This window comes from Caloranaerobacter azorensis DSM 13643 (assembly GCF_900129995.1).
In the GTDB taxonomy this organism is placed as follows: Bacteria; Bacillota; Clostridia; order Tissierellales; family Thermohalobacteraceae; genus Caloranaerobacter; species Caloranaerobacter azorensis.
This window is the reverse complement of the sequence record NZ_FQXO01000040.1, coordinates 1-20,364: the sequence shown is the minus strand read 5'-3', so window position 1 is coordinate 20,364 and position 20,364 is coordinate 1. Positions and strand designations below refer to the sequence as shown.

Below are 20,364 nucleotides of genomic sequence, written 5' to 3'. Positions count from 1 at the left end.
AAATATATGGTAAGGAATAAAGAAGCTATAGAAAGATTTATAAACTTAATAGCTATAAGTTTTACTTTTGTTTCAGTATTACCCTTTATCAGTAATAGATTTTCTGATTACAAATTTGAAAGCCCACAAGTTATAAAACGAATGATTTCAGAAAGAGTAATAAAAGAATTAATTTTTGATAGTTTCGTATCTTCGCTCGAAAATAGAAAAATTTATTCTGTAGTTTCCAAATGCGTTAAAAACTTTATATACAATGACTTTGTGGCTTAATTAATCTTGTAAACTGGTGATCTTTATTATTATCTATATCCTTATTTTGTTGACTACAAGCAATTAAACTAAATATCATTAAAATAACCAATGTAACAACTAAAATTTTTTTTGGCATATTATTACCTCCAATCACAAGTTAACTCTTATTAAATTATACCACTTTTTATTTAATTTATGTTGATAAACACATAAAAACTACCAGCTCATTTGAGCCAGTAGCTTTATTCTTTATAATATTTGTTAATGTAATCTATTATTACGCTGTATACATTATTGTCATCAGATATGTTTTCTGGCAACTTATCAAATAATTTTACTAAATCCGTTTCACTCCATCTCGGTTTAGGAGTAAACTTCTCAACTTTTCCTATAAATATAGCATATTTTAATGTTTCATTTTCTTCCTGTATCATATAATACCCAATAGATTGTACTTTAAACAATTCTGCTCCGGTTGCTTCATAAGCCTTTCTAATAGCACAGTCCAATACTGTTTCATCTTCTTCTCTTGTACCTAAAGGAAATTCCCAACCTCTTCTTTTAGGATGATAAGTCATAACTAAATTCCCATTATAAAATAATATTACTAAAACTCCATCCGAATCTTTTAAATCGTTTTTTGCTTCATCTGATAAAAAGATTTTAATATCTCTATTACGTCCTCTGATTTCATAAATTTTTTCCAAATCCATCACCTACTATCCTTAATTTATCTTTATAGAATTAATTTATGAAATATATTAAATAAAAGTACATAAGTTTATATATCTATTTTAAGTAAAATTTTTCTGTATATTCCGATTATTCTAATAATTTCGGCGTAAAAAAGAGATTTCCTGCTTAATTAGGAAATCTTTTAAAAAATACTTAAGTTTAACTCTCTAGACAATTCTTTCAACACTTCATATCCGCCTATAGAATTGCCTTTTTCATCCAATGCTGGGCCATATACTCCAATACCCATTTTATGAGGCACCGCAGCCATAATTCCTCCTCCTACACCACTTTTAGCTGGTATTCCAACTTTTATTGCAAACTCACCAGATGCATTATACATTCCACAAGTAACCATAAACGTCTTAACTATTCTAGCTATATGCTCTGAAACTATCTTTTCAGATGTATATGGCACTCTCCCTTTATTAGCTAAAAAGAGTCCTATTTTAGCTACATCTATACAATCTACTTCTATCGAACACTGTTTAAAATATACATCAAGGATTTCCTCTACATCTCCTTCTAATATCCCGACATCTCTCATAAAATAAGCCATCGCTCTATTTCTATCGCCTGTTCTCTTCTCTGATAAATATACTTCTTCATTAACTTTTAAATCATCATTGCCAGTTATTTTTTTAAAAAGGTTAAGCAGCCTCTGAAACTTCTCTTCTCCATCCTTTCCCTTTATTAAAGATGCTACTGCAATTGCTCCTGCATTAATCATCGGATTTAATGGTTTTGATGGATTTATCGTTTCTAATTTTACTATTGAATTAAAAGCATCTCCTGTAGGCTCCATTCCAACTTTTTTGAATACTTCTTCTTCTCCATTATCCATTATAGCCAGCATTAAGGAAATCGTTTTCGATATACTTTGTAATGTAAACTTGACATTATATTCGCCCGCAGTATAGACGTTACCTTCCATATCAGCCACACAAATCCCTAAATGCCTAGGATTTGCCTTTCCCAACGCTGGTATATATGTAGCCACTTTACCTTTACTAGTTATTTCTCTATTATTTTCTATTATCCTATTTAATAATTCATTCAATTATCTCATCTCCTATTTTTATTATACATATATAAAAATAGTACAAATGAAAGGAATAGTCAATAGGACTATTCCCCAAACTGCTTACAAACTTATATTTTTAAATATTTATGAAAATGAAAGCGAATGCTGAAAGAATTTAGTAAAAAAACTAGGCGAAAATTTTGAAGAAAATCCGTAGGTTTGACAGGATGTCAAACCAGCATCCTACAAGACAGGATGTCTTGATTAGGTGCGTTAGGATTTTCTAAAAATTTAAGCCTATAGTTTTTTCTAAATTCGTCCGCATGAGCGTCATTTTCATAAATTTTTTTACTTTATAAACAGTTCGGAATAGTCAATAGGACTATTCCTCTCTGAAACAACTGCCTCCAATAAATTCTCTTAATATAGAAGTATTCGGAATCATAGACTCATCATCTATATCTTTAAAATAGCTTAAAAATCTTAATAATCTTTTAGCTTCTGCATAATATGGTACATCTTTACTAACCTCTTCTAATAAAGGTATCGCATACTTTTTCAATACTGATAATTCATATACTAATGCCGAATTAAACATAACATCGGCTTGTTCCTGAAATGGGAATATATTTCGCTCTTCTCCTCTCCTTACAGAAGTCCATAGCTCAAGAGTCCTTTTAGCATCATTACCCCTATATTTACTATCTCTTACAATCCTTCTTATAAGTCTTAAATCAGTAGTAGGTATTCTATTATGTGAATCAATATTAAGCTGGGTTAATGCACTTACATAAATCTTAAATTTATTATTTTTAGGTATAGCCGATGTCAATCTATCATTAAGGCCATGAATTCCCTCTATTATTATCGGCTGATCTTTATCTATTTTCAAAATCTTACCTCTATATTCTCTTACCCCTTTAATAAAATTATATGTCGGCAAATGAACTTCTTCACCGGCAATAAGCCTTAATAAATCCTCATTAAATTTCTCAATATCTATCGCTTCAATCGATTCAAAATCGTATTCTCCATTTTCATCTTTAGGCGTCTTCTCTCTATCTACAAAATAATCATCTAATGATATAGAAACCGGCCTTTTACCACTAGTCTGTAATTGAATGGATAATCTCTGTGCAAAAGTAGTCTTACCAGACGAAGACGGCCCAGCTATCAATATTATTCTTTTATCCTCATCTTCAGCTATCTTATCTGCTATATAGGCAATCTTTTTCTCATGCAGAGCCTCGGATATTAAAATAATATCTTTTATTGTACCATTTAATATCCTCTCATTTAAATTACTGACATATCCTATATTTAAAATATATCCCCAATTTTCGGCCTCTTTAAAAATTTTAGCTAATTTATTCTGCTGCTCAAATTTAGGGATTTTAAAATTACTCTCTTTTCTTGGGAACATTATTATTATTCCAGGATGATAATACACTAAATCAAAACTTTTAATGTATCCAGTTGAAGGTGCTAAATGGCCATAAAAAGAATCATAATATCCATCTAAATTATATAAATGCATTTTATCTCTATTTAAATCTTTTATTAAATTCACCTTGTCAAACATTTTCTGATTTGTGAAAATCTGTATTGCCTTATCGATATCAACCTGTTCCCTTATTATTTTCATATCCTCATCAATAATCTCTTTCATTCTAGTTTTTATCTTCTTTACATCGTCCAATGTAAATTTATTGTCTTTATGTATCTCGCTATAAAGGCCTTTACTTAAAGAATGCTCTATGGTTACAGTCGCATCTCCAAATAAATCTTTACAAGCTTTTATATAAATAAAAGAAAGAGTTCTCGTATATATCCTCAATCCATCTTTATATGCAATATCTAAAAGCTCAACATTACAATCACTTACTAAAGGATACTCTAGATGTTTCACTTCATTTTCAACCATAGCACCTAAATACTTTTTTTCATCATCTACTTTTATCAACTTTATTACATCGATAATCTTTATACCTTTATCAAAAGTAAATTCTCCTATATCCTTTAATCTAACCTTAATCTTTTCCGCCATATTACTACCCCCTTGATTATATTTAATACCCAAATAATTAAATTTATAACATATTTCAAAAAAATAGTTCCTATTTAAATAGGAACTATTTCATTGGCCTGCTCGGTTCTGAAATGCTTGACAATGCATCTCCTGCTTCATTTACATATATATCTCTTACAGCAAGATCTCCAATCGATAACATTCCAACAATTTTACCATTTTCAACAACAGGTAGTCGTCTAATCTGATTATCAGCCATAATTCTTGCTGCTTCATGAACATCTGTATCTGGAGAAACAGAAACTACATTTCTTGTCATAACGCTTGATACAGGTGCAGAATTGTCACTTCCAGATGTCAATCCTCTAATAACAATATCCCTGTCTGTTACTATACCAATAGGTTTATCAGAGCTATCACATACTGGAATAGAACCGACGTTTAAACTTTTCATCTGATCTGCAACTTCTTTTATAGTACTATTCTCTCTAGCAACTGAAATGTTAGTAGTCATTATTTCTCTTACCTTCAAACTTTTCACCCTCCTTGTGATTACTCACAATTAGGATATGCAAAAATTCATTTTTTAAACATAGACAAAACTATTAATTTAAACCAGCTAAAATAGTTCTTTAATAATTTTTTCAAATAAATCGTCTAAATCAGCAATAAAACTTTTACCATTCAAATATGATAAACAGTCTTCTAATCCATTAAACTCTATTCTATTTGAATGTAAAAACTGGCTATATAAATTATATTTTTCCTTAAAAAACCTATTTGTAATAATATCTCCATATTTCATATCTCCTATAATGGGATGTCCTAAATAGGATAAATGAGCCCTGATTTGATGCGTTCTTCCAGTAATCAAATTTATTTCAAGCAAACTATACTCATCATTGCTTTTTAAAACTTTTATTCCCGTTTCAATCTTTTTTGCCCCGTTTACATAGTTTTGGAAAATATCTGCTCTATTTTTTTCTGCATCTTTTAACATATAACCTTTTATAATAAAATCTTTATCTACTCTCCCTTTGACAATACACTTATAATATTTTTTTATCATTTTCTCTCTTATAGCTTTATTAATTAATTGTAATGCCATGAAATTTTTAGCTCCAATTATAATCCCACTAGTATTTCTATCTAGCCTATTACATATAGATGGTGTAAAAGTCTTTTCTTCATTGGGATTATATTCCCCTTTGCCATATAAGTAACTTATCAGCATATTTACAACATCATATCTATTATCTGCTCTATCAGAGTGTGATAATATTCCTTTAGGTTTATTTATTAAAATAATATTTTCGTCTTCATATACTATATCTAAATTCACTTTTCTATTTTCTATTTTAATTTCTTCTTTAAATTTATTTATAGTATCTTCAGCCAGATATAGATTCAATATATCTCCTTCTTTAAGAATATCATTTGGCTTTGCTTTTTTGCCATTTAGTTTTATCCTCTTTTTCCTCAACATCTTATATATAAATCCTTTAGAAGCTCTAGGCATATATTTTTTTAAAAATCTATCTAATCTCTGATTGCTTTCATTTTTACTTATTATTATTTCTTTCATACTCGTCTCCTTCCTCGTTTGTATATTGTAAATAAATTACAAATCTATATCAGTACTATTTATTGAAATTATACTACCTAATATGATATCATTTTATTAGAGTAAAATCTTTAAATAAATTTAAAATGATATTTGGGGTGACTAGATTGAATAATTTTATTGAAAAATTTAAAGACTTTCTATATGACATTATAGACTACATAATAATTATTAGCATTATAGTTATAGTTATCGGAATTATAGGCTGGAGATTAGATATTCTGTTCGCAGATAACACGGTGAAAACTCCAATAGCTGACTCTAAAGTCGTGGATAATAATAATAATAATAATAATACATCTATTGATAATGATACTTCTAAAGATATAGCAGATACAAAAGATGATGCCGAAATAAATACTCCTATTCAAAATGACAAACAAGACAGTCAAACAATTTCTAATAATCCTGACAAAAATATAAATTCAGATAATACACAGAACACTAAAGTAATTACTATTAACATACCAAAAGGTTCTTTAGGCCCTGCTATTGCCGATATATTACTAAAAGAAGGTTTAATTGACAGTAAAACTGAATTTTTAAATCGGGCTAAAGAATTGAAACTTGACACAAAACTTAAAGCAGGCAGCTTTAAAATCGAAAGCAATAGCTCGTTAGATAAAATAATAAAAATCATTGCAGGAGTACTATAATATTATTTAAAATCATCTTTTCAAAAAAATTACCTACTGCATATATTATATTAGCAGTAGGTAATTTTTATAATCAATATTTTTCATTTATATAACTATCGATTAACGATTTTCTTACCCCTTCAAAAAAAACGCCTTCGTCTTTAAGGATTTTTAAAAGCCACGGACTTTTTGAATGCAAAATTGCATTTTCATAATCCTTTAAATCTATTTCATATAACTTATCTTTAAGAAATCTAGACTGTACTTTGATAAAATACGCTTCTACATTTTTAAATTTCAAAAACCTTAATAGCTTTAATGTAGCCCTATCCTTTAAGTTATAATAGTAGTTCGCTTCATCAATGCAGGCTCTATAATAATCAAAGTGCTTATTTTTCTTCTTTATATCCATCGCCGTCATATAATAATATTTTGCCAACATGTTGTAGTACTGATAATTATACATACCTTTTTCAAAACTATCTATTCTGCTAAACGGCTTAACGTTCATCTTCTGTATATATTCAAAATTTAATTTTAAAAATTCTCTTTTAGTTATATCACCATTAATATATTGAATAATAAGTGCATCTCTATGATTAAAAAACTTATCAAATAAACTCTCTCTCTTATAATATGCCACAACTAACACCCTATCTAATAATTGCTGTTTAAATTGTAATCATATATTAATTATATCATAATTTAAAAGCATCTCATTAGTAATAATTTACCTCTTTTTTAATTTTATTTTATTACTTACCATAGCATACGATAGTGTCAGCATTATAAATATTAAAATATATACGTTAATTTGATACTTTATTGTATATAAAGAAGTTATAGCCAATATACCTCCAGACAAAGTTATAGGAACCCCGACATATACACCATCAAATTCTATAATATTATATCTCGCCAGCCTATAAGCACCGGCAATAGCAAATAAAATCGTTATCGCTATACCTAAAACACCTATATCGATAAGCTGACTATGCCAAATTAATATCGATGGTGCAACCCCGAATGAAATTAAATCGCATAAAGAATCTAATTCTTTGCCAATGCTTGATGTTGCATTAAACTTTCTCGCTATTTTCCCGTCATATCTATCTAATAAAGCTGCTAATAAAATAAGAAGAGCAGAAATATAGTAATTATTTTTAATGATATGCAGTATCGCTAATATTCCTAATGATAAATTTAAAAAAGTAAACAAATTTGGGATATACCCTTTAATTTTCATCTCTAATCACTCCAATTATTGTTAATCCGCCTTTTACGGCATCGCCTTCCTTAACCTTCAACTCTACTCTGTCTGCTGGAATTACAATTTCTGTACATGAACCAAACTTAATTAAACCATAGAGCTGCCCTTGCTGCAAAACGTCCCCTATCTTAACCCAACTAACTATTCTTCTTGCGATAAAACCGGTAATCTGATGCACTAAAACTTTAATGTCGCCGTTATTTAATCCTATTGTATTTCTCTCGTTAATTTCAGATGCATGACTTTTAAAAGCAGGTAAAAACTTTCCCGGCCTATATTTAATATATTCAACTTTACCCGCTATTGGGGTTCTATTAACATGAACATTAAATATAGACAAGAAAATACTTACTTTAACAGCTTTACATTTAAGATATTCATCTTCATCAATTTCGGTTATGCTTAAAATTTTACCGTCTGCCGGCGATAAAATAATTTTATCATCTTTTTTTATCTTTCTAGGCGGATTTCTAAAAAAGAATGTTACAAATATTAAAAAGATAAATGGTATAATTGCCGCATATATATTTATAAATCCGGTTATAATAGTAATAGCCAATAATAACAAAATATAAGGAAATCCATCAGGTGAAATAACAAAATTTCTCATTTTATACCCCTTTCTATTAAAATCGATTGACAAAAACTTATCATACTCAAAAATTCTATAAATATATGTCTATTTATTATATATCAAAACATAGAAGATAATCAAATCATAAACAAACCATAATATAGCAACAAACAAAAATATCAGTAATTAACTCTACTACTTTCAATAATTTGCTATAAATGTATGCATCTTTATATATACAAACTATATTAAGAATTTTTCAATAGAAGTATTTCTTCTTCTGTCAATTCTCTATATTCCCCGGGTAATAAACTCTCATCTAAATCTAATCTGCCCATAGAAACTCTTTTTAAATATACTACTCTTTTGTTTACCGCCTTAAACATCTTTTTAACTTGATGGAACTTACCTTCCTTAATAGTAAGATAAACTCTCGATATATTATCTGTTTCAATAATCTCGAGATAAGCAGGCATAGTTTTGTATCCTCCATCGATTACTACGCCTTCAGCGAAAATTTTTTTATCATCATCGGTAACATACCCTTCTACTTCTACATAATATTTTTTCTCAACATGTTTTTTAGGAGACAATAAATTATGTGCTAGCTTACCATCATTAGAAATAATCAGCAAACCTTCTGTATCTTTATCTAGCCTTCCTACTGGAAAAGGATTAAATACCCTATATTTTTCATCTATCAAATCAATCACAGTTCTTGATAGTGGATCATCTGTTGAAGAAACTACTCCTTTAGGTTTATTCATCATCAGATAGACAAATTCTCTGTATTCGACAACCGTATCACCTATTTCAATTACGGCTTTATACGGATTTAACTTATATGAACTATCCTTTACTACTTCACCATCTACTTTTACAAGTCCACTCTTTACCATTTTCTTTATATCTTTTCTACTGCCATAACCCAAATTAGAAAGTATCTTGTCTAATCTAATCTTTTTATCCATAATTGCCTCCTACCTTTACCGCATTCTCCATTCAGGACGATAATAGTTTTTAAGGAAACTGTCAGTCTGCTTACCCCAGCCTACAGGAAATCCGTCAATACATACTAATTTCCACCCTTTTTTATCGTTTAACATCAATGTTTCGCCTTTAAGATATTTAATTGCCTCTATACTTTTGGATGAAAAATCTATTACATTTCTAAAATCCTCTTTTTTAAGAGCAAGAGCTAATGACTGGCTGGGTTCAAATCTATTTTTTTTAATTTTACCTAAATACAAACCTAAATTAGCGATTTTAATACCAGTTAAATCAGGTAATCCATCAGGTATACTATATAAATTCTCTCCTACGATATGAAGGCTTTCTCTCAATGATATTTTCATATTTAAGTTCTCAAATTCTAAATAGGCATCATAATTTGTTTCTCTTCTATTAAACATTTTAAGCCCTTCATTTTGCCCATCTCTCTTTTTAAGTAAGGCTATAAAATGGCCTTCTCCTTTGATTTTATGAGGCCATGCTCTTAAAGTCCATTCAATCTCTCTTCTACCGCCTACCCATTCTGGCCTACCTCTATCTAATACATCAATATTTTCTATTTTGACTACCTCAAATTCCGGAAATTCCTTTAAAAACCATTCTATCGTGCCCTCATTTTCTTCTGGAGAAAATGTACAAGTTGAATAGGCTAACAAACCACCCGGCCTCAACATTTTAGGAATATGTTTCAATATATCTTTTTGCATTTTCGAGCATTGATTTACTGAAAATTTACTCCAATTATTAACCGACTTCGGATCTTTTCTAAACATACCTTCTCCTGAACACGGGGCATCAACTAAAATCTTATCAAAAAAATATTTAAACTTTTCAGCTAATCTTCCGGGAGTTTCATTTGTTACCACACAATTTTTAATCCCAAACATTTCAATATTTTTAGTCAACGCTTTAACTCTTTTAGGGCTTATATCATTGGCAACAAGTAAACCCTTACCATTTAATTTTGCACCGATTTGAGTCGTTTTCCCTCCAGGGGCAGCACTTATATCAAGAACTCTATCCCCCGGTTTCGGATTTAAAACTTCAACTGGTATCATTGCACTTGGTTCTTGAATATAATATAAGCCACAATGATAGTAAGGATGTTTACCCGGCCTTACATTATCAAAATCATCTATATAAAAACCCTCTTTACACCAAGGTATATCGCTTAATTTAAAAGGAGAAATCTTCTTAAAATCTTCCACACTTAATTTTAATGTATTTGCTCTTATACCTTTATATGATTCTTTGTTATAGCTCTCGATAAAATCACTATATTCATTTCCTAACAAATTCTGCATCTTTTTTAAAAATTCCTCTGGTAATTTCACAAAACCACCTACTTTAACTTTTTCCATTATATTTTATAATTAACTCAACTCTTTTTCAAATAAATTTTTTGAAAAATGTGGCTGCTATTAAATTTTTTGATATGAATAATTATTTAGAGTTTTCATACACTATTTTTGAAACTATTAAAAGATTTTATGTAAAAACTCAAAGGAGGATGACAATTGCGCGCACAAAAAACAGATAATTATATTGGTAGAGTAACATGTAGTGTAAATAGCTGTTACTATTATGGAGAAGGAGATCATTGTTTAGCTTCCTCAATCCAAATCCAACCACCTAATGCCAATAGTTCTCAAGAAACTGATTGTGCAACTTTTACACCTAAAAATAAATTATAAGGAAAATTTTGTTGAAATCCTTGCGGATTATAACAAAATAAGGCGGCGTATGCCGCCATATTACTTAATTATAGCCCTAACGAAATATATAGGTTTCCCTTGATTAATAAATTTTTCTTCATATTCAGTTTTTACAGTATCTAAATCTCCATCTCTATAAAGATTTAACGAAATATCTCTTAATTCAAATCCAAATTCACTCATTTCATTTAATGAAAACTCAAATAACTTTTCATTATCAGTTTTAAAATGAATTTCGCCATTAATTTTTAATATTTTTTTATATTTACTTAAAAATTCTCTATAGGTTAATCGCCTTTTAGTATGTCTTTTCTTCGGCCAAGGATCGCAAAAGTTTATATAAATTCTATCAACTTCATTCTCTTCAAATATATTTTCTATTTGATTGACATCAAAAAGTAAAAATTTAATATTTTTTAATTCCTTATCTTCTGCCTTTTTTACAGCCTGAAACAATACATCTGCTATTTTTTCAACTCCGATATATCCAACGTCTTCATTTTTTTCAGCTAATGTCGTTATAAACTGGCCTTTTCCGGTTCCTAATTCTATATGTAAATTATCTTTACCAAATATTTTTTTCCATTTTCCTTTATATTCAACTGGATTTTTAACTAAATAATTATCTTTTTCTAAAAGTTTCTCTAATAAACCCTTTTTCTTCCTTAGTCTGCCCATAAAAATACCTCCATGCGATTATACATTTATTATACTAATATATATTATTATATATTTCAAATAGTTTTTTAAAACAAATATTCTAAAATCAAAAGACTGGATACTAAATCCAGTCTATATTACATATTTTTTTATATTTTCAGGTATATCTTTTCCCTCAATATTCAAACTCAATATAATATCCACTTTAAATTTATTAGATAAATTTTCTAACCTCTGAATATATTTATGTAACAATGATAAATCTATATCCGCAATTTTATATACTGCATCAATGTAAATCTTCTCTATATCATAGTCTTCCGCTATTAAGCCACATAAAAAGCCATGGAACATTTCAATACCTTTAACTTCAAATTCCATGGCATTAACATACCTTATTTTATGATTAAGATCTAACATATGTCTTACATCTGAATCGACAAATACGATATCCCCCAAAGTTCCTTTTGCATCCTCATTAGCCATTTTTATTAATCGTTTAGTCTTTCCAGTACCTTTTTTCCCACAAACTAATTTAACCATTTTAATCCCCTCCAATTTAACCTTTTATATATACTTTCGTCAAAAAAAGTTAAAATCCTTTAAATTTTTCAAACTATTCTTCAAATTTATTCAGTACACTACCATTTAAATAATTACATTTCTTCCCTTGGAAAGTTTTTAATTCTATCATTCTATCTATTATCTCATCTTTTATCTTCCACCAACTTGTATTCCAATTGACAAATAAAGTATTTTCTTCGGGAGCCCTCCCTATAAGCCTTTGTATAACGATATCGGGTTTTAAATATTCTAAAAACTTAATGACTCTAAAAATATATTCATCCTTTGATATCATCTGTATTCTTCCTGTTCTATATAGTTTAGCAAGAGGGGTATTCTCAACAACATATAGAGAATGCAATTTAACCTGATCAACCGATAAAGCAGACAATATTTTTGCATTTTCAATAACATCATCCATTGTATCCCATGGTAGATTTAATATCAAATGTGCACATACTTCAAATCCAAAACTTTTAATCCTAATTACACTATCAATAAATTCGGCCAATGTATGTCCCCTATTAATTTTTTTCAAAGTATGATAATTAACAGTCTGTAATCCCAACTCTATAGTAATGTTAACTCCATAATCGTCTTTTATCTTCTTTAGAAATTCTAAATACTTATCAGAAATACAATCTGGCCTTGTAGAAATATCAATTTCTACAATATCATCTAATATGGCTTCCATAATATTCTTTTTAAATGAACTTATATCCATATATGTATTTGTAAAGTTTTGAAAATAAGCTATGAATTTATTTGCTTTATACTTTTTTTTGATATATGCTTTATTCGTTAAAATTTGCTCTCTTACCGAAAGCATATTCGATAAGCTCTCAAAACCTGCCCCTACTTCTCCGCAAAAAATACAACCTCCATATCCTACCGTTCCATCTCTGTTAGGACATGTAATTGGTAAATTTATTGGAAGTTTATAAACTTTTTCTCCATATTTGTTTTTTAGATAGACTGAATATACTCTGTATAAGTCTTTTTCTTCCATACTGCCACCCCATAAATTTATTACTAGACTCTATCTATTTTATCACAAAAACTATAATTAATACTAACTTTCTTTTTCACAGTATATTCAGTCTAAACCATATGGGGAGTCCTTGAATCTTTAAAATATTTGCAAGGGATACCATCTTTAATTCTTTCATAAAACAAAGAAAGAGACAGTTTTTGTTCAGTCAAAAACTGCCTCTCTTCTCAGTTATGCCTCTGCTTCCGATTCTAACCTTTTAGCACTTTTAAATTTAGTAATAAATATAACTAAAGCAATAACAGCTACAATTATACCAACTGGATATGAAATAGTAGTTGGTAATCTAAATCCTTCTGGAGCTTGAAGTATATACGTTACACTTACTGCTGTCATAAATGTAGCAGGAATTGTAGCAATCCAATGTATCTTTTTATTAATCATTAAATATGCAGCTGAAGCCCAAAGAACTATCATTGCTAATGTTTGATTTGACCACGCAAAATATCTCCATATTATTCCAAAGTCAATTCTTGTTAAAGTAAAGCCTACTGCAAATAATGGTATTGCAAGCATTAATCTCTTCTTAATTTCACTTTGCTTAAATCCCAATGCATCTGCAATCACTAATCTTGCGCTTCTAAATGCAGTATCTCCTGATGTTATAGGAGCCGCTATAACTCCTAGCATAGCAAGAACTCCACCAATAGGCCCAAGCAATGTGCTTGAAATAATTTTAACAACTGCCCCCGGCCCACCATTGGCTAGAGTCTCATTTAATCCTAATATCCCACCATCAAAGAACGACATAGCTGCAGCCGCCCATATCAATGCTATAATACCTTCGGAAATCATTGCACCATAGAAAATTCTTCTTCCGTATTTTTCATTAGAAATACATCTTGCCATCATTGGTGATTGTGTAGCATGGAAACCACTAATAGCACCACAAGCAATTGTTACAAACAACATAGGCCAAATAGGCAATCCCTTTGGATGCAAATTAATTAATGCTATTTCCGGAATATTATATCCTTTAATAACCAGCATACCACCTATTCCAACAGCCATTATTAATAAAGCTGCCCCAAATAATGGATATATCCTACCGATTACTTTATCTACTGGAAGAATAGTTGCTAAGAAATAGTATATAATTATAATTCCTAACCATACACTAGTACTATTTATTCCAACTAGATTAAGACTCGCCAAGAGTTTAGCCGGCCCAGTCATAAACACCGTTCCAACTAATACCAACAATATTACTGAAAAAATTCTCATTATCTTTCTTGCTTTCTCTCCTAGATAAATACCTACAATTTCCGAAATACTTTTTCCGTCATGTCTAACCGAAAGCATACCTGAAAAGTAATCATGTACAGCACCAGCAAAGATGCTACCTAATACAATCCATAAAAATGCAGCTGGCCCAAACAAAGCACCCATTATTGCACCAAAAATTGGCCCTAATCCTGCTATATTTAAAAATTGAATCAAGAAAATCTTCGGCCAACTTAACTGAACGAAATCTACTCCGTCATTCATTGCAACTGCGGGAGTAGGCCTCTTTTCATCAACCCCGAAAACCTTTTCCACAAATTTACCGTAAGTAAAATATCCTAATACTAAAATCAAGATAGAAGTTAGGAATGATACCATACTTTATACCCCCTATCATAATGTTATCTACTTCAGTTTCATTATAACTTTAAATAGTAATAAAATAGGGGAATAGGATTAAATTGCAAATATTCGCTCTTAAAGTGCAATATTTATGTATAAACTACATCTAATTTATATTCATTATTTCTCTAAATTCTTTAACCTGACTTCTACTTACAGGTATCTTTTCTTTACTGTATTTCATCTTAATTTGATATGTACTGTTAAACCACGGTTCAATTTCTTCTATATAATCGATATTTATTAAAAAACTCCTATGACTTCTAAAAAAATTCTTTGTATTAAGTTTTCTTTCGAGCTGACTCAATGTATTATTTGACTCAAATCTTCCCTTTGTAGAAACTATTACTGTAGTTCTTCCTTCTACTGTAATATAAATTATTTCATTAAGATTTAACGGAATTAGTTTTCCGTTTTTATATACAGATATCTTGTTAATTTTATTTCTTTCTTCATCCTTTATGTACTTTAAAAACTTCTCCAATCTATCATTATAATCTATTCTACTATAATATATTTCCTTTATCTTATCTATCGTCTTTTTAAGTCTTTCTTTAGATATAGGTTTTAATAAATAATCAATAGCATTTACATCAAACGCCTTTATAGCAAACTGATCAAAAGCAGTAATAAATACTATTAAAGGAACATACTCATCTTTTATGACATGTTCAGCTACTTCTATTCCACTGATTTTAGGCATTTTTATATCTAAAAAAATCAAATCTGGCTTTAATTTTTGGATTAATTCAATAGCTTCTAGCCCATGAGCTGCTTCACCAACTATATCTATATCATCAAATTGCTGTAATAGATATTTTATTTCCTCCCTCGCAGGCATTTCATCATCAACAATTATGCATCTTATCATCTAATTCATCCTCCTTTGAGTGTTTAGGAATCCTCATCGTTACAGTCGTCCCAACTCCTGGCTTACTTTCGATTTTCAATCCATATTCTTCGCCATATTTGTTTTTTAGCCTATTATTTACATTTATAAGCCCTATTGAATCATTTCCTTCTTTTCTAGAAAAAATATGTTTTATATAATCCTCGTCCATTCCTACCCCATCATCTTTTACGATTAATATTGTTTCTCTTTCACTATCAATAGCTTTGATTACTATAGTACCTCCTTCGAGTTTTTCCATTATACCATGCTTAACAGCATTTTCTACTATAGGTTGCAATATCAAAGGAGGTAAAAAACAAGTTATTTTATTCGGTATATCAAACTTTACATTTAACTTATCTCCAAATCTTGCCTTTTCTATTTCTAGATATGATTTTATATATTCTATCTCCTTTGTAAGTTCAACTTCTTCTCCATTTTGTTGTAAATTTTTTCTAAAATATGAACCTAAATGTAATAAAAGTTCTCTAGCCTTATCTGGTTTTGTCCTTATAAATGAAACTATTGTATTTATAGCATTAAATAAGAAATGAGGATTTATCTGGGCCTGTAAAGCCTTCAATTCAGCTTTTGCAAGTAATTCAGATTGATATTCTATTTTACTCAATTCTATTTGTGTTGAAAAAAGCAGTCCTAATCCTAAAGCCAACTCTAAATCAACCTGATTAATCGAATTATCTTCAGTTTTGTAAAGTTTTAATGTACCTATTACTCTATTATTTTCTTTTAAAGGAACTATAATAGCCGATTTCAATTCACATGTACGAACATTACAATCGATTTCTTCTTTAGAATTTGCTACCATATATCTTCCACTTTTGATTACCTCTTTTGTAATAATAGTTTTTATACTATCCCCAGCTTTATGATGATCCTCTCCAACTCCAATATGAGCCAAAATCCTCTCTCTGTCTGTAAAAGCAACCGCCTTTAAATCAGTCATATCATAAATTATTTGAGCCGTTTCACGTGCTGTTTCGGAATTAAAACCTTTTCTAAAATATTTTAATGTCTTGTTAGCTATTTTTAATGCTACCTGTGCCTGATATGCAGCTGCCCTATCTTGATCTTTAAATATACTATCTGTAATAACAATAAATATAGCTATACCTATAGAATTAGCAACTATCATTGGCATTCCTATTATCTTTACTAGATTAACCGCTTCTATAAAAGGTTTAGCTACTATTAAAATTATTATCATTTGGATAATCTCGGCAATAATTCCCATTCCCAAAGAAAATATCCATTTATTCTCGGTTTTATAAAACCTTTTGCTCAACATTCCTGCCATTGTACCTTCTATAATAGTTGAAATTGCACAGGCTGTAGCCGTAAATCCTCCTATATCTATAATCCACCTGTGAAATCCTGCAATTATACCTGATAATATTCCTACAAAAGGGCCTCCTAAAAGGCCTCCAACAAATACACCTATCACCCTAGAATTTGCCAATGCCCCTTTAACAAATATACCTGAATAAGTTCCAATTATCCCAAATATTCCAAAAAGTATTGAAAGAATAAATTTATCTGAAAGACTAATGTTTTTCTTGGTAACAAGTTTTCTGAATAGATTTATTTTTGACATGATAAAAGCGAGTATTATTATTGTTCCAACTCTGTTTACTAAACTAGTAAGTATTGTTAGTACCAATATAAGCCACCTTCTTTAACTCTATTTCAGCTCAAATAGATTTTAAAAATTACACCTAAGCTCAAAGCTTAGGTGTAATTATATTCTAAATATTTCTCTTAATATTTGAGATACTCCTGCCTCATTATTTGTCTTTTTAGTTATAATATCAGCAGCATTTTTAATTTTATCAGTCCCATTTTTCATAGCTATTCCTAAACCTGCTTTTTCAACCATTTCAACATCATTATTGTCATCTCCAATAGCTATAATCTGACTTTCATCAATTCCTCTATCTTTGGCATAATTTTTTAGTGAGAGCCATTTCGAGCCTTTTAAGCTCATTATCTCAAGCATAGGTTCAACATCTAAACCATTCATTAAAATATGAGTATTAAATTTTTGTGGGTATTCTTTGTGTATTTTTTCTTCAAATTCTCTCAAAGTCTCATAACTATTCTCATAACATATAACTAATATTTTTGATTCTTCATAATCTAATATATTCCTTATTTTTTTATGTCTGATGACATTCTTCTTGACATAATTTGAATATTTAATACCCTCTTCGTCCTCTTCTATCAGTAAATCGTATCCCTCTTCATAATGATCTACATGCAAAATTGGATAAAGCCCTATTTCTCTTCCCTTCTTAACAACTCGATTAAAATCTTCTCTATCCAAATAATTAGCAATTAATACTTTATCATCTGATATTCTCCTTACGATGTTCCCATTATTCGCCAATATTGTTAATTCAATTCCTAACTCTTTTGCAAAATTTTTAGCCGACCAATACCTTCTGCCAGTTGCTATTATTATTTCTAAACCTTTTTGAGCTAAAATAGCTAATACTTCTTTATTCTCTTTTAATATTCTTTTATCATCAGTCAGAAGTGTCCCATCTAAATCTATAGCTAATAATTTATAGTTCACAGCATCACCCTAATTATTTAAGTTTAAAACTAAATAACTATAAACTAAAGTATTTCTCAAAAGATTTAGTTACATAATAATGATCTAAAACTCCTGCTAATTCTCTTATTGAATGCATCGCTAACATTGGATTTCCAATATCAATTGAACGTATATCTAACTGACTAGACGAGATAGGGCCAATAGTAGAACCTCCTCTTTCGTCTGAACGATTTACAAATTTCTGTAAAGGAATACCTGCCATCTTACAAATCATCTCATACACTGCACAAGAATCACTATCGGTAGTATATGCTAAGTTTGCATTAATCTTTATTACTGGGCCTTTATTTATTTTTGGTTTATTCACTGGATCATGCTTTTCTGGTGAATTTGGATGGACTGCATGCGCCATATCAGCCGATATTAAGAATGAACTATAAATCGCCCTAAAGAAATCTTCTTTATCTTTCCCTAATGCATAAACTATTCTCTCTAAAATATTTATTAACATTGGTGAACCTGCACCCTGTTTAGTCTGGCTTCCAACTTCTTCATTATCAAAGCATACCATTACATTTGTTGAATTTGAAACTTCTGAATTAATTAGAGCGGTTATTCCAGCATGTACCATTGCTAAATCGTCTAATCTTCCACAAGAAATAAACTCTCTATTAAGCCCGATAATTTTACCCTTTTCAAATTCATACAAATAAAGATCAAAATCAATAATATCTTCATAATTTACATTTAAGTGTTTTGATAATAACTTAATCAAGTAATTATCTTTCTCAAATTCATCATTAATTAAAGATAATATAGGCAGCACATCTTTTTGCTTATTTATTGAAACTCCTTCATTTATTTTCCTATTCATATGTATTGCTAAATTCGGTATTATTAGTATTGGTTCATTAATATTTATTAACCTAGTTTCTGGATATAATGGATTATCACTTTTTAAGCTCACTCTACCGGCTAATGACAATGGCCTATCAAACCATGTATTTAAAATAGGGCCCCCATATACTTCTGTATTTAATTTTAGATAACTATTTTCGGCTATCATTTCAGGTGACGGTTTAATTCTAAATGTCGGTGCATCTGTATGCGCTCCAATTAACTTAAATCCGTCTTTTTCAATATCTCCTCTTCCTACTACAAACGCTACTAATGCTGAATCATTTTTAGTTACAAAATATTTACCACCTTTTTCTATATTCCACTTATCTCTTAATTTTAATTCTTCAAATCCACTATTAATTAACATCTCTTTAATACTTTCTACAGCATGGTATTGAGTCGGACTTTTATAAATGAAATCTATTAATTCTTGCGCTAACCTTAATTCTTTCTCCATAATTTACCTCCCACCCAAAATATTTTTATTCTATTCGTCCCCAAATTCTTCTAAAAATGCTTTAGAAACAAGTTCAAATTCTTCATCACTTTCTATATTAACAAGCTCAATTCCTTCTTCTATTTCTTTAAGCTCATATAATAAAACTCTCTCTTCCCCTACTGGCAACAATGCAACAAATTTTTTGCCTCTTAACTCCATTGTCGTTAATACTAAACAATCTACTTCTGTATCATCTTCTAATACAAGATGTATTTGGGGAAAATCCTCATGCTCATCCTCACAAGTATGTTCATGATTACAATCACATTGACACATTATTTCTTTATCGTCTTTAGTCATCTTCATTCTCCTTTATCTTTTATTTTATTTCTTTTAATACTGCTAATAAGTAATTCCACATCCGTTGACTTATATCTATAAAAACCTTATAGAAAGCAACGCATACCTATAAATCTCTATAGATTTATAGATCTTATCCGATACTTCTATTATGAGGCTATAAGCCTGCATAACTCGAAGTCGCTTTCTACTTTTATAGGATTGCACAGCTTTAAATTAAGCCAACGGTTTTCACCTCCTGCTTTGTATCTCTGCTGTGCTTTTTTACTTCCCAATATACATATATTCCTTGCTCCGTTTAAATCAGCATTAACAATTTTATTTACAACTTTGTCTTTGAATAAACCTCGTTTAACTCGCTTCCCATTTAAAGCATTAGTTAAATCAAGGTTATATTGTAGTAACTTTTGCATTATTTTTATATC

The 20,364-nt window shown here is 29.6% G+C and carries 24 protein-coding genes; 3 read left to right on the top strand and 21 right to left on the bottom strand.

Annotated elements, in window-relative coordinates; genetic code table 11:
• Positions 1–270 (top strand): hypothetical protein (locus tag BUB51_RS13095; protein WP_278294234.1); only part of this gene is annotated, 270 nt, incomplete at its 5' end.
• Here the strand turns inward: BUB51_RS13095 and BUB51_RS13090 are convergent.
• The 6 genes from BUB51_RS13090 to BUB51_RS07565 form a co-directional block, all read right to left on the bottom strand.
• Complete coding sequence (locus tag BUB51_RS13090; RefSeq protein ID WP_159430400.1) at positions 245–388, bottom strand: hypothetical protein; 144 nt, start codon at positions 386–388, stop codon at positions 245–247. The two genes, BUB51_RS13095 and BUB51_RS13090, sit on opposite strands and share 26 nt — an antisense overlap.
• A 106-nt stretch (positions 389–494) precedes the next feature.
• Entirely contained in the window at positions 495–965 is a 471-nt protein-coding gene (locus BUB51_RS07585; RefSeq protein WP_073196761.1) for an NUDIX domain-containing protein, read from the bottom strand.
• A 164-nt stretch (positions 966–1,129) separates the two neighbouring features.
• Positions 1,130–2,047 carry a glutaminase A gene (gene glsA, locus BUB51_RS07580; RefSeq protein ID WP_073196759.1) on the bottom strand — a complete coding sequence of 306 codons (918 nt, stop codon included), beginning with the start codon at positions 2,045–2,047 and terminating at the stop codon, positions 1,130–1,132.
• A gap of 346 nt (positions 2,048–2,393) precedes the next feature.
• On the bottom strand, positions 2,394–4,058 hold the full coding sequence (locus tag BUB51_RS07575; RefSeq protein WP_073196757.1) for a nucleoside kinase: 1,665 nt from the start codon (positions 4,056–4,058) through the stop codon (positions 2,394–2,396).
• Positions 4,059–4,143: 85 nt separating this feature from the next.
• Complete coding sequence (locus BUB51_RS07570) at positions 4,144–4,581, bottom strand: CBS domain-containing protein (RefSeq protein ID WP_278294233.1); 438 nt, start codon at positions 4,579–4,581, stop codon at positions 4,144–4,146.
• Positions 4,582–4,659: 78 nt separating this feature from the next.
• On the bottom strand, positions 4,660–5,625 hold the full coding sequence (locus BUB51_RS07565) for an RluA family pseudouridine synthase (RefSeq protein WP_073196753.1): 966 nt from the start codon (positions 5,623–5,625) through the stop codon (positions 4,660–4,662).
• Between the two features lie 146 nt (positions 5,626–5,771).
• Here BUB51_RS07565 and BUB51_RS07560 point away from each other — a divergent pair, with 146 nt between their 5' ends.
• Positions 5,772–6,320, top strand: coding sequence for an MltG/YceG/YrrL family protein (locus BUB51_RS07560; RefSeq protein WP_073196751.1), 549 nt, complete (start codon positions 5,772–5,774; stop codon positions 6,318–6,320).
• 73 nt (positions 6,321–6,393) lie between these two features.
• On the opposite strand, the gene BUB51_RS07555 is transcribed toward BUB51_RS07560, so the two are convergent.
• From BUB51_RS07555 to BUB51_RS07535, 5 genes are all read right to left on the bottom strand, one after another.
• On the bottom strand, positions 6,394–6,945 hold the full coding sequence (locus tag BUB51_RS07555; RefSeq protein ID WP_073196750.1) for a DUF6648 family protein: 552 nt from the start codon (positions 6,943–6,945) through the stop codon (positions 6,394–6,396).
• 87 nt (positions 6,946–7,032) lie between these two features.
• Positions 7,033–7,548, bottom strand: a complete 516-nt coding sequence (gene pssA / locus BUB51_RS07550) for a CDP-diacylglycerol--serine O-phosphatidyltransferase (protein WP_073196748.1) — start codon at positions 7,546–7,548, stop codon at positions 7,033–7,035.
• Entirely contained in the window at positions 7,538–8,182 is a 645-nt protein-coding gene (locus BUB51_RS07545) for a phosphatidylserine decarboxylase family protein (protein WP_073196745.1), read from the bottom strand. The genes pssA and BUB51_RS07545 overlap by 11 nt, the downstream gene beginning before the upstream one ends.
• Before the next feature lie 212 nt (positions 8,183–8,394).
• The gene (locus tag BUB51_RS07540; RefSeq protein ID WP_073196743.1) at positions 8,395–9,117 is read right to left on the bottom strand and encodes a pseudouridine synthase; all 723 of its coding nucleotides are present in this window, start codon (positions 9,115–9,117) and stop codon (positions 8,395–8,397) included.
• Between the two features lie 15 nt (positions 9,118–9,132).
• On the bottom strand, positions 9,133–10,491 hold the full coding sequence (locus BUB51_RS07535) for an RsmF rRNA methyltransferase first C-terminal domain-containing protein (protein WP_083599554.1): 1,359 nt from the start codon (positions 10,489–10,491) through the stop codon (positions 9,133–9,135).
• Between the two features lie 183 nt (positions 10,492–10,674).
• Between BUB51_RS07535 and BUB51_RS07530 the strand changes: the two genes are divergently transcribed.
• Complete coding sequence (locus BUB51_RS07530) at positions 10,675–10,851, top strand: DUF1540 domain-containing protein (protein WP_073196739.1); 177 nt, start codon at positions 10,675–10,677, stop codon at positions 10,849–10,851.
• Between the two features lie 60 nt (positions 10,852–10,911).
• Here the strand turns inward: BUB51_RS07530 and trmB are convergent, their stop codons facing one another.
• The 10 genes from trmB to BUB51_RS07480 form a co-directional block, all read right to left on the bottom strand.
• A complete protein-coding gene (gene trmB / locus BUB51_RS07525; protein ID WP_073196736.1) occupies positions 10,912–11,550 on the bottom strand; it encodes a tRNA (guanosine(46)-N7)-methyltransferase TrmB in 639 nt (212 codons plus the stop codon).
• Positions 11,551–11,664: 114 nt separating this feature from the next.
• Positions 11,665–12,075, bottom strand: coding sequence for a hypothetical protein (locus BUB51_RS07520; RefSeq protein WP_073196734.1), 411 nt, complete (start codon positions 12,073–12,075; stop codon positions 11,665–11,667).
• 73 nt (positions 12,076–12,148) lie between these two features.
• Complete coding sequence (mnmL, locus tag BUB51_RS07515; protein WP_073196732.1) at positions 12,149–13,105, bottom strand: tRNA modification radical SAM protein MnmL/YtqA; 957 nt, start codon at positions 13,103–13,105, stop codon at positions 12,149–12,151.
• A gap of 213 nt (positions 13,106–13,318) precedes the next feature.
• Positions 13,319–14,749, bottom strand: coding sequence for a carbon starvation CstA family protein (locus tag BUB51_RS07510; RefSeq protein WP_073196729.1), 1,431 nt, complete (start codon positions 14,747–14,749; stop codon positions 13,319–13,321).
• A gap of 130 nt (positions 14,750–14,879) precedes the next feature.
• On the bottom strand, positions 14,880–15,644 hold the full coding sequence (locus BUB51_RS07505) for a LytR/AlgR family response regulator transcription factor (RefSeq protein ID WP_073196728.1): 765 nt from the start codon (positions 15,642–15,644) through the stop codon (positions 14,880–14,882).
• Positions 15,622–17,343, bottom strand: a complete 1,722-nt coding sequence (locus tag BUB51_RS07500) for a sensor histidine kinase (protein ID WP_073196726.1) — start codon at positions 17,341–17,343, stop codon at positions 15,622–15,624. Before BUB51_RS07500 ends, BUB51_RS07505 begins: the two co-directional genes overlap by 23 nt.
• Before the next feature lie 78 nt (positions 17,344–17,421).
• Positions 17,422–18,258 (bottom strand): HAD family hydrolase, encoded by an 837-nt coding sequence (locus BUB51_RS07495; protein WP_073196724.1) that lies wholly within the window; start codon positions 18,256–18,258, stop codon positions 17,422–17,424.
• A gap of 37 nt (positions 18,259–18,295) precedes the next feature.
• The gene (locus BUB51_RS07490; protein ID WP_035163939.1) at positions 18,296–19,597 is read right to left on the bottom strand and encodes a M18 family aminopeptidase; all 1,302 of its coding nucleotides are present in this window, start codon (positions 19,595–19,597) and stop codon (positions 18,296–18,298) included.
• 30 nt (positions 19,598–19,627) lie between these two features.
• A complete protein-coding gene (locus tag BUB51_RS07485; RefSeq protein ID WP_035163940.1) occupies positions 19,628–19,939 on the bottom strand; it encodes a DUF1292 domain-containing protein in 312 nt (103 codons plus the stop codon).
• 149 nt (positions 19,940–20,088) lie between these two features.
• Positions 20,089–20,364, bottom strand: a 276-nt coding sequence (locus BUB51_RS07480) for a hypothetical protein (protein WP_242945566.1), incomplete at its 5' end; no start/stop codon positions are given.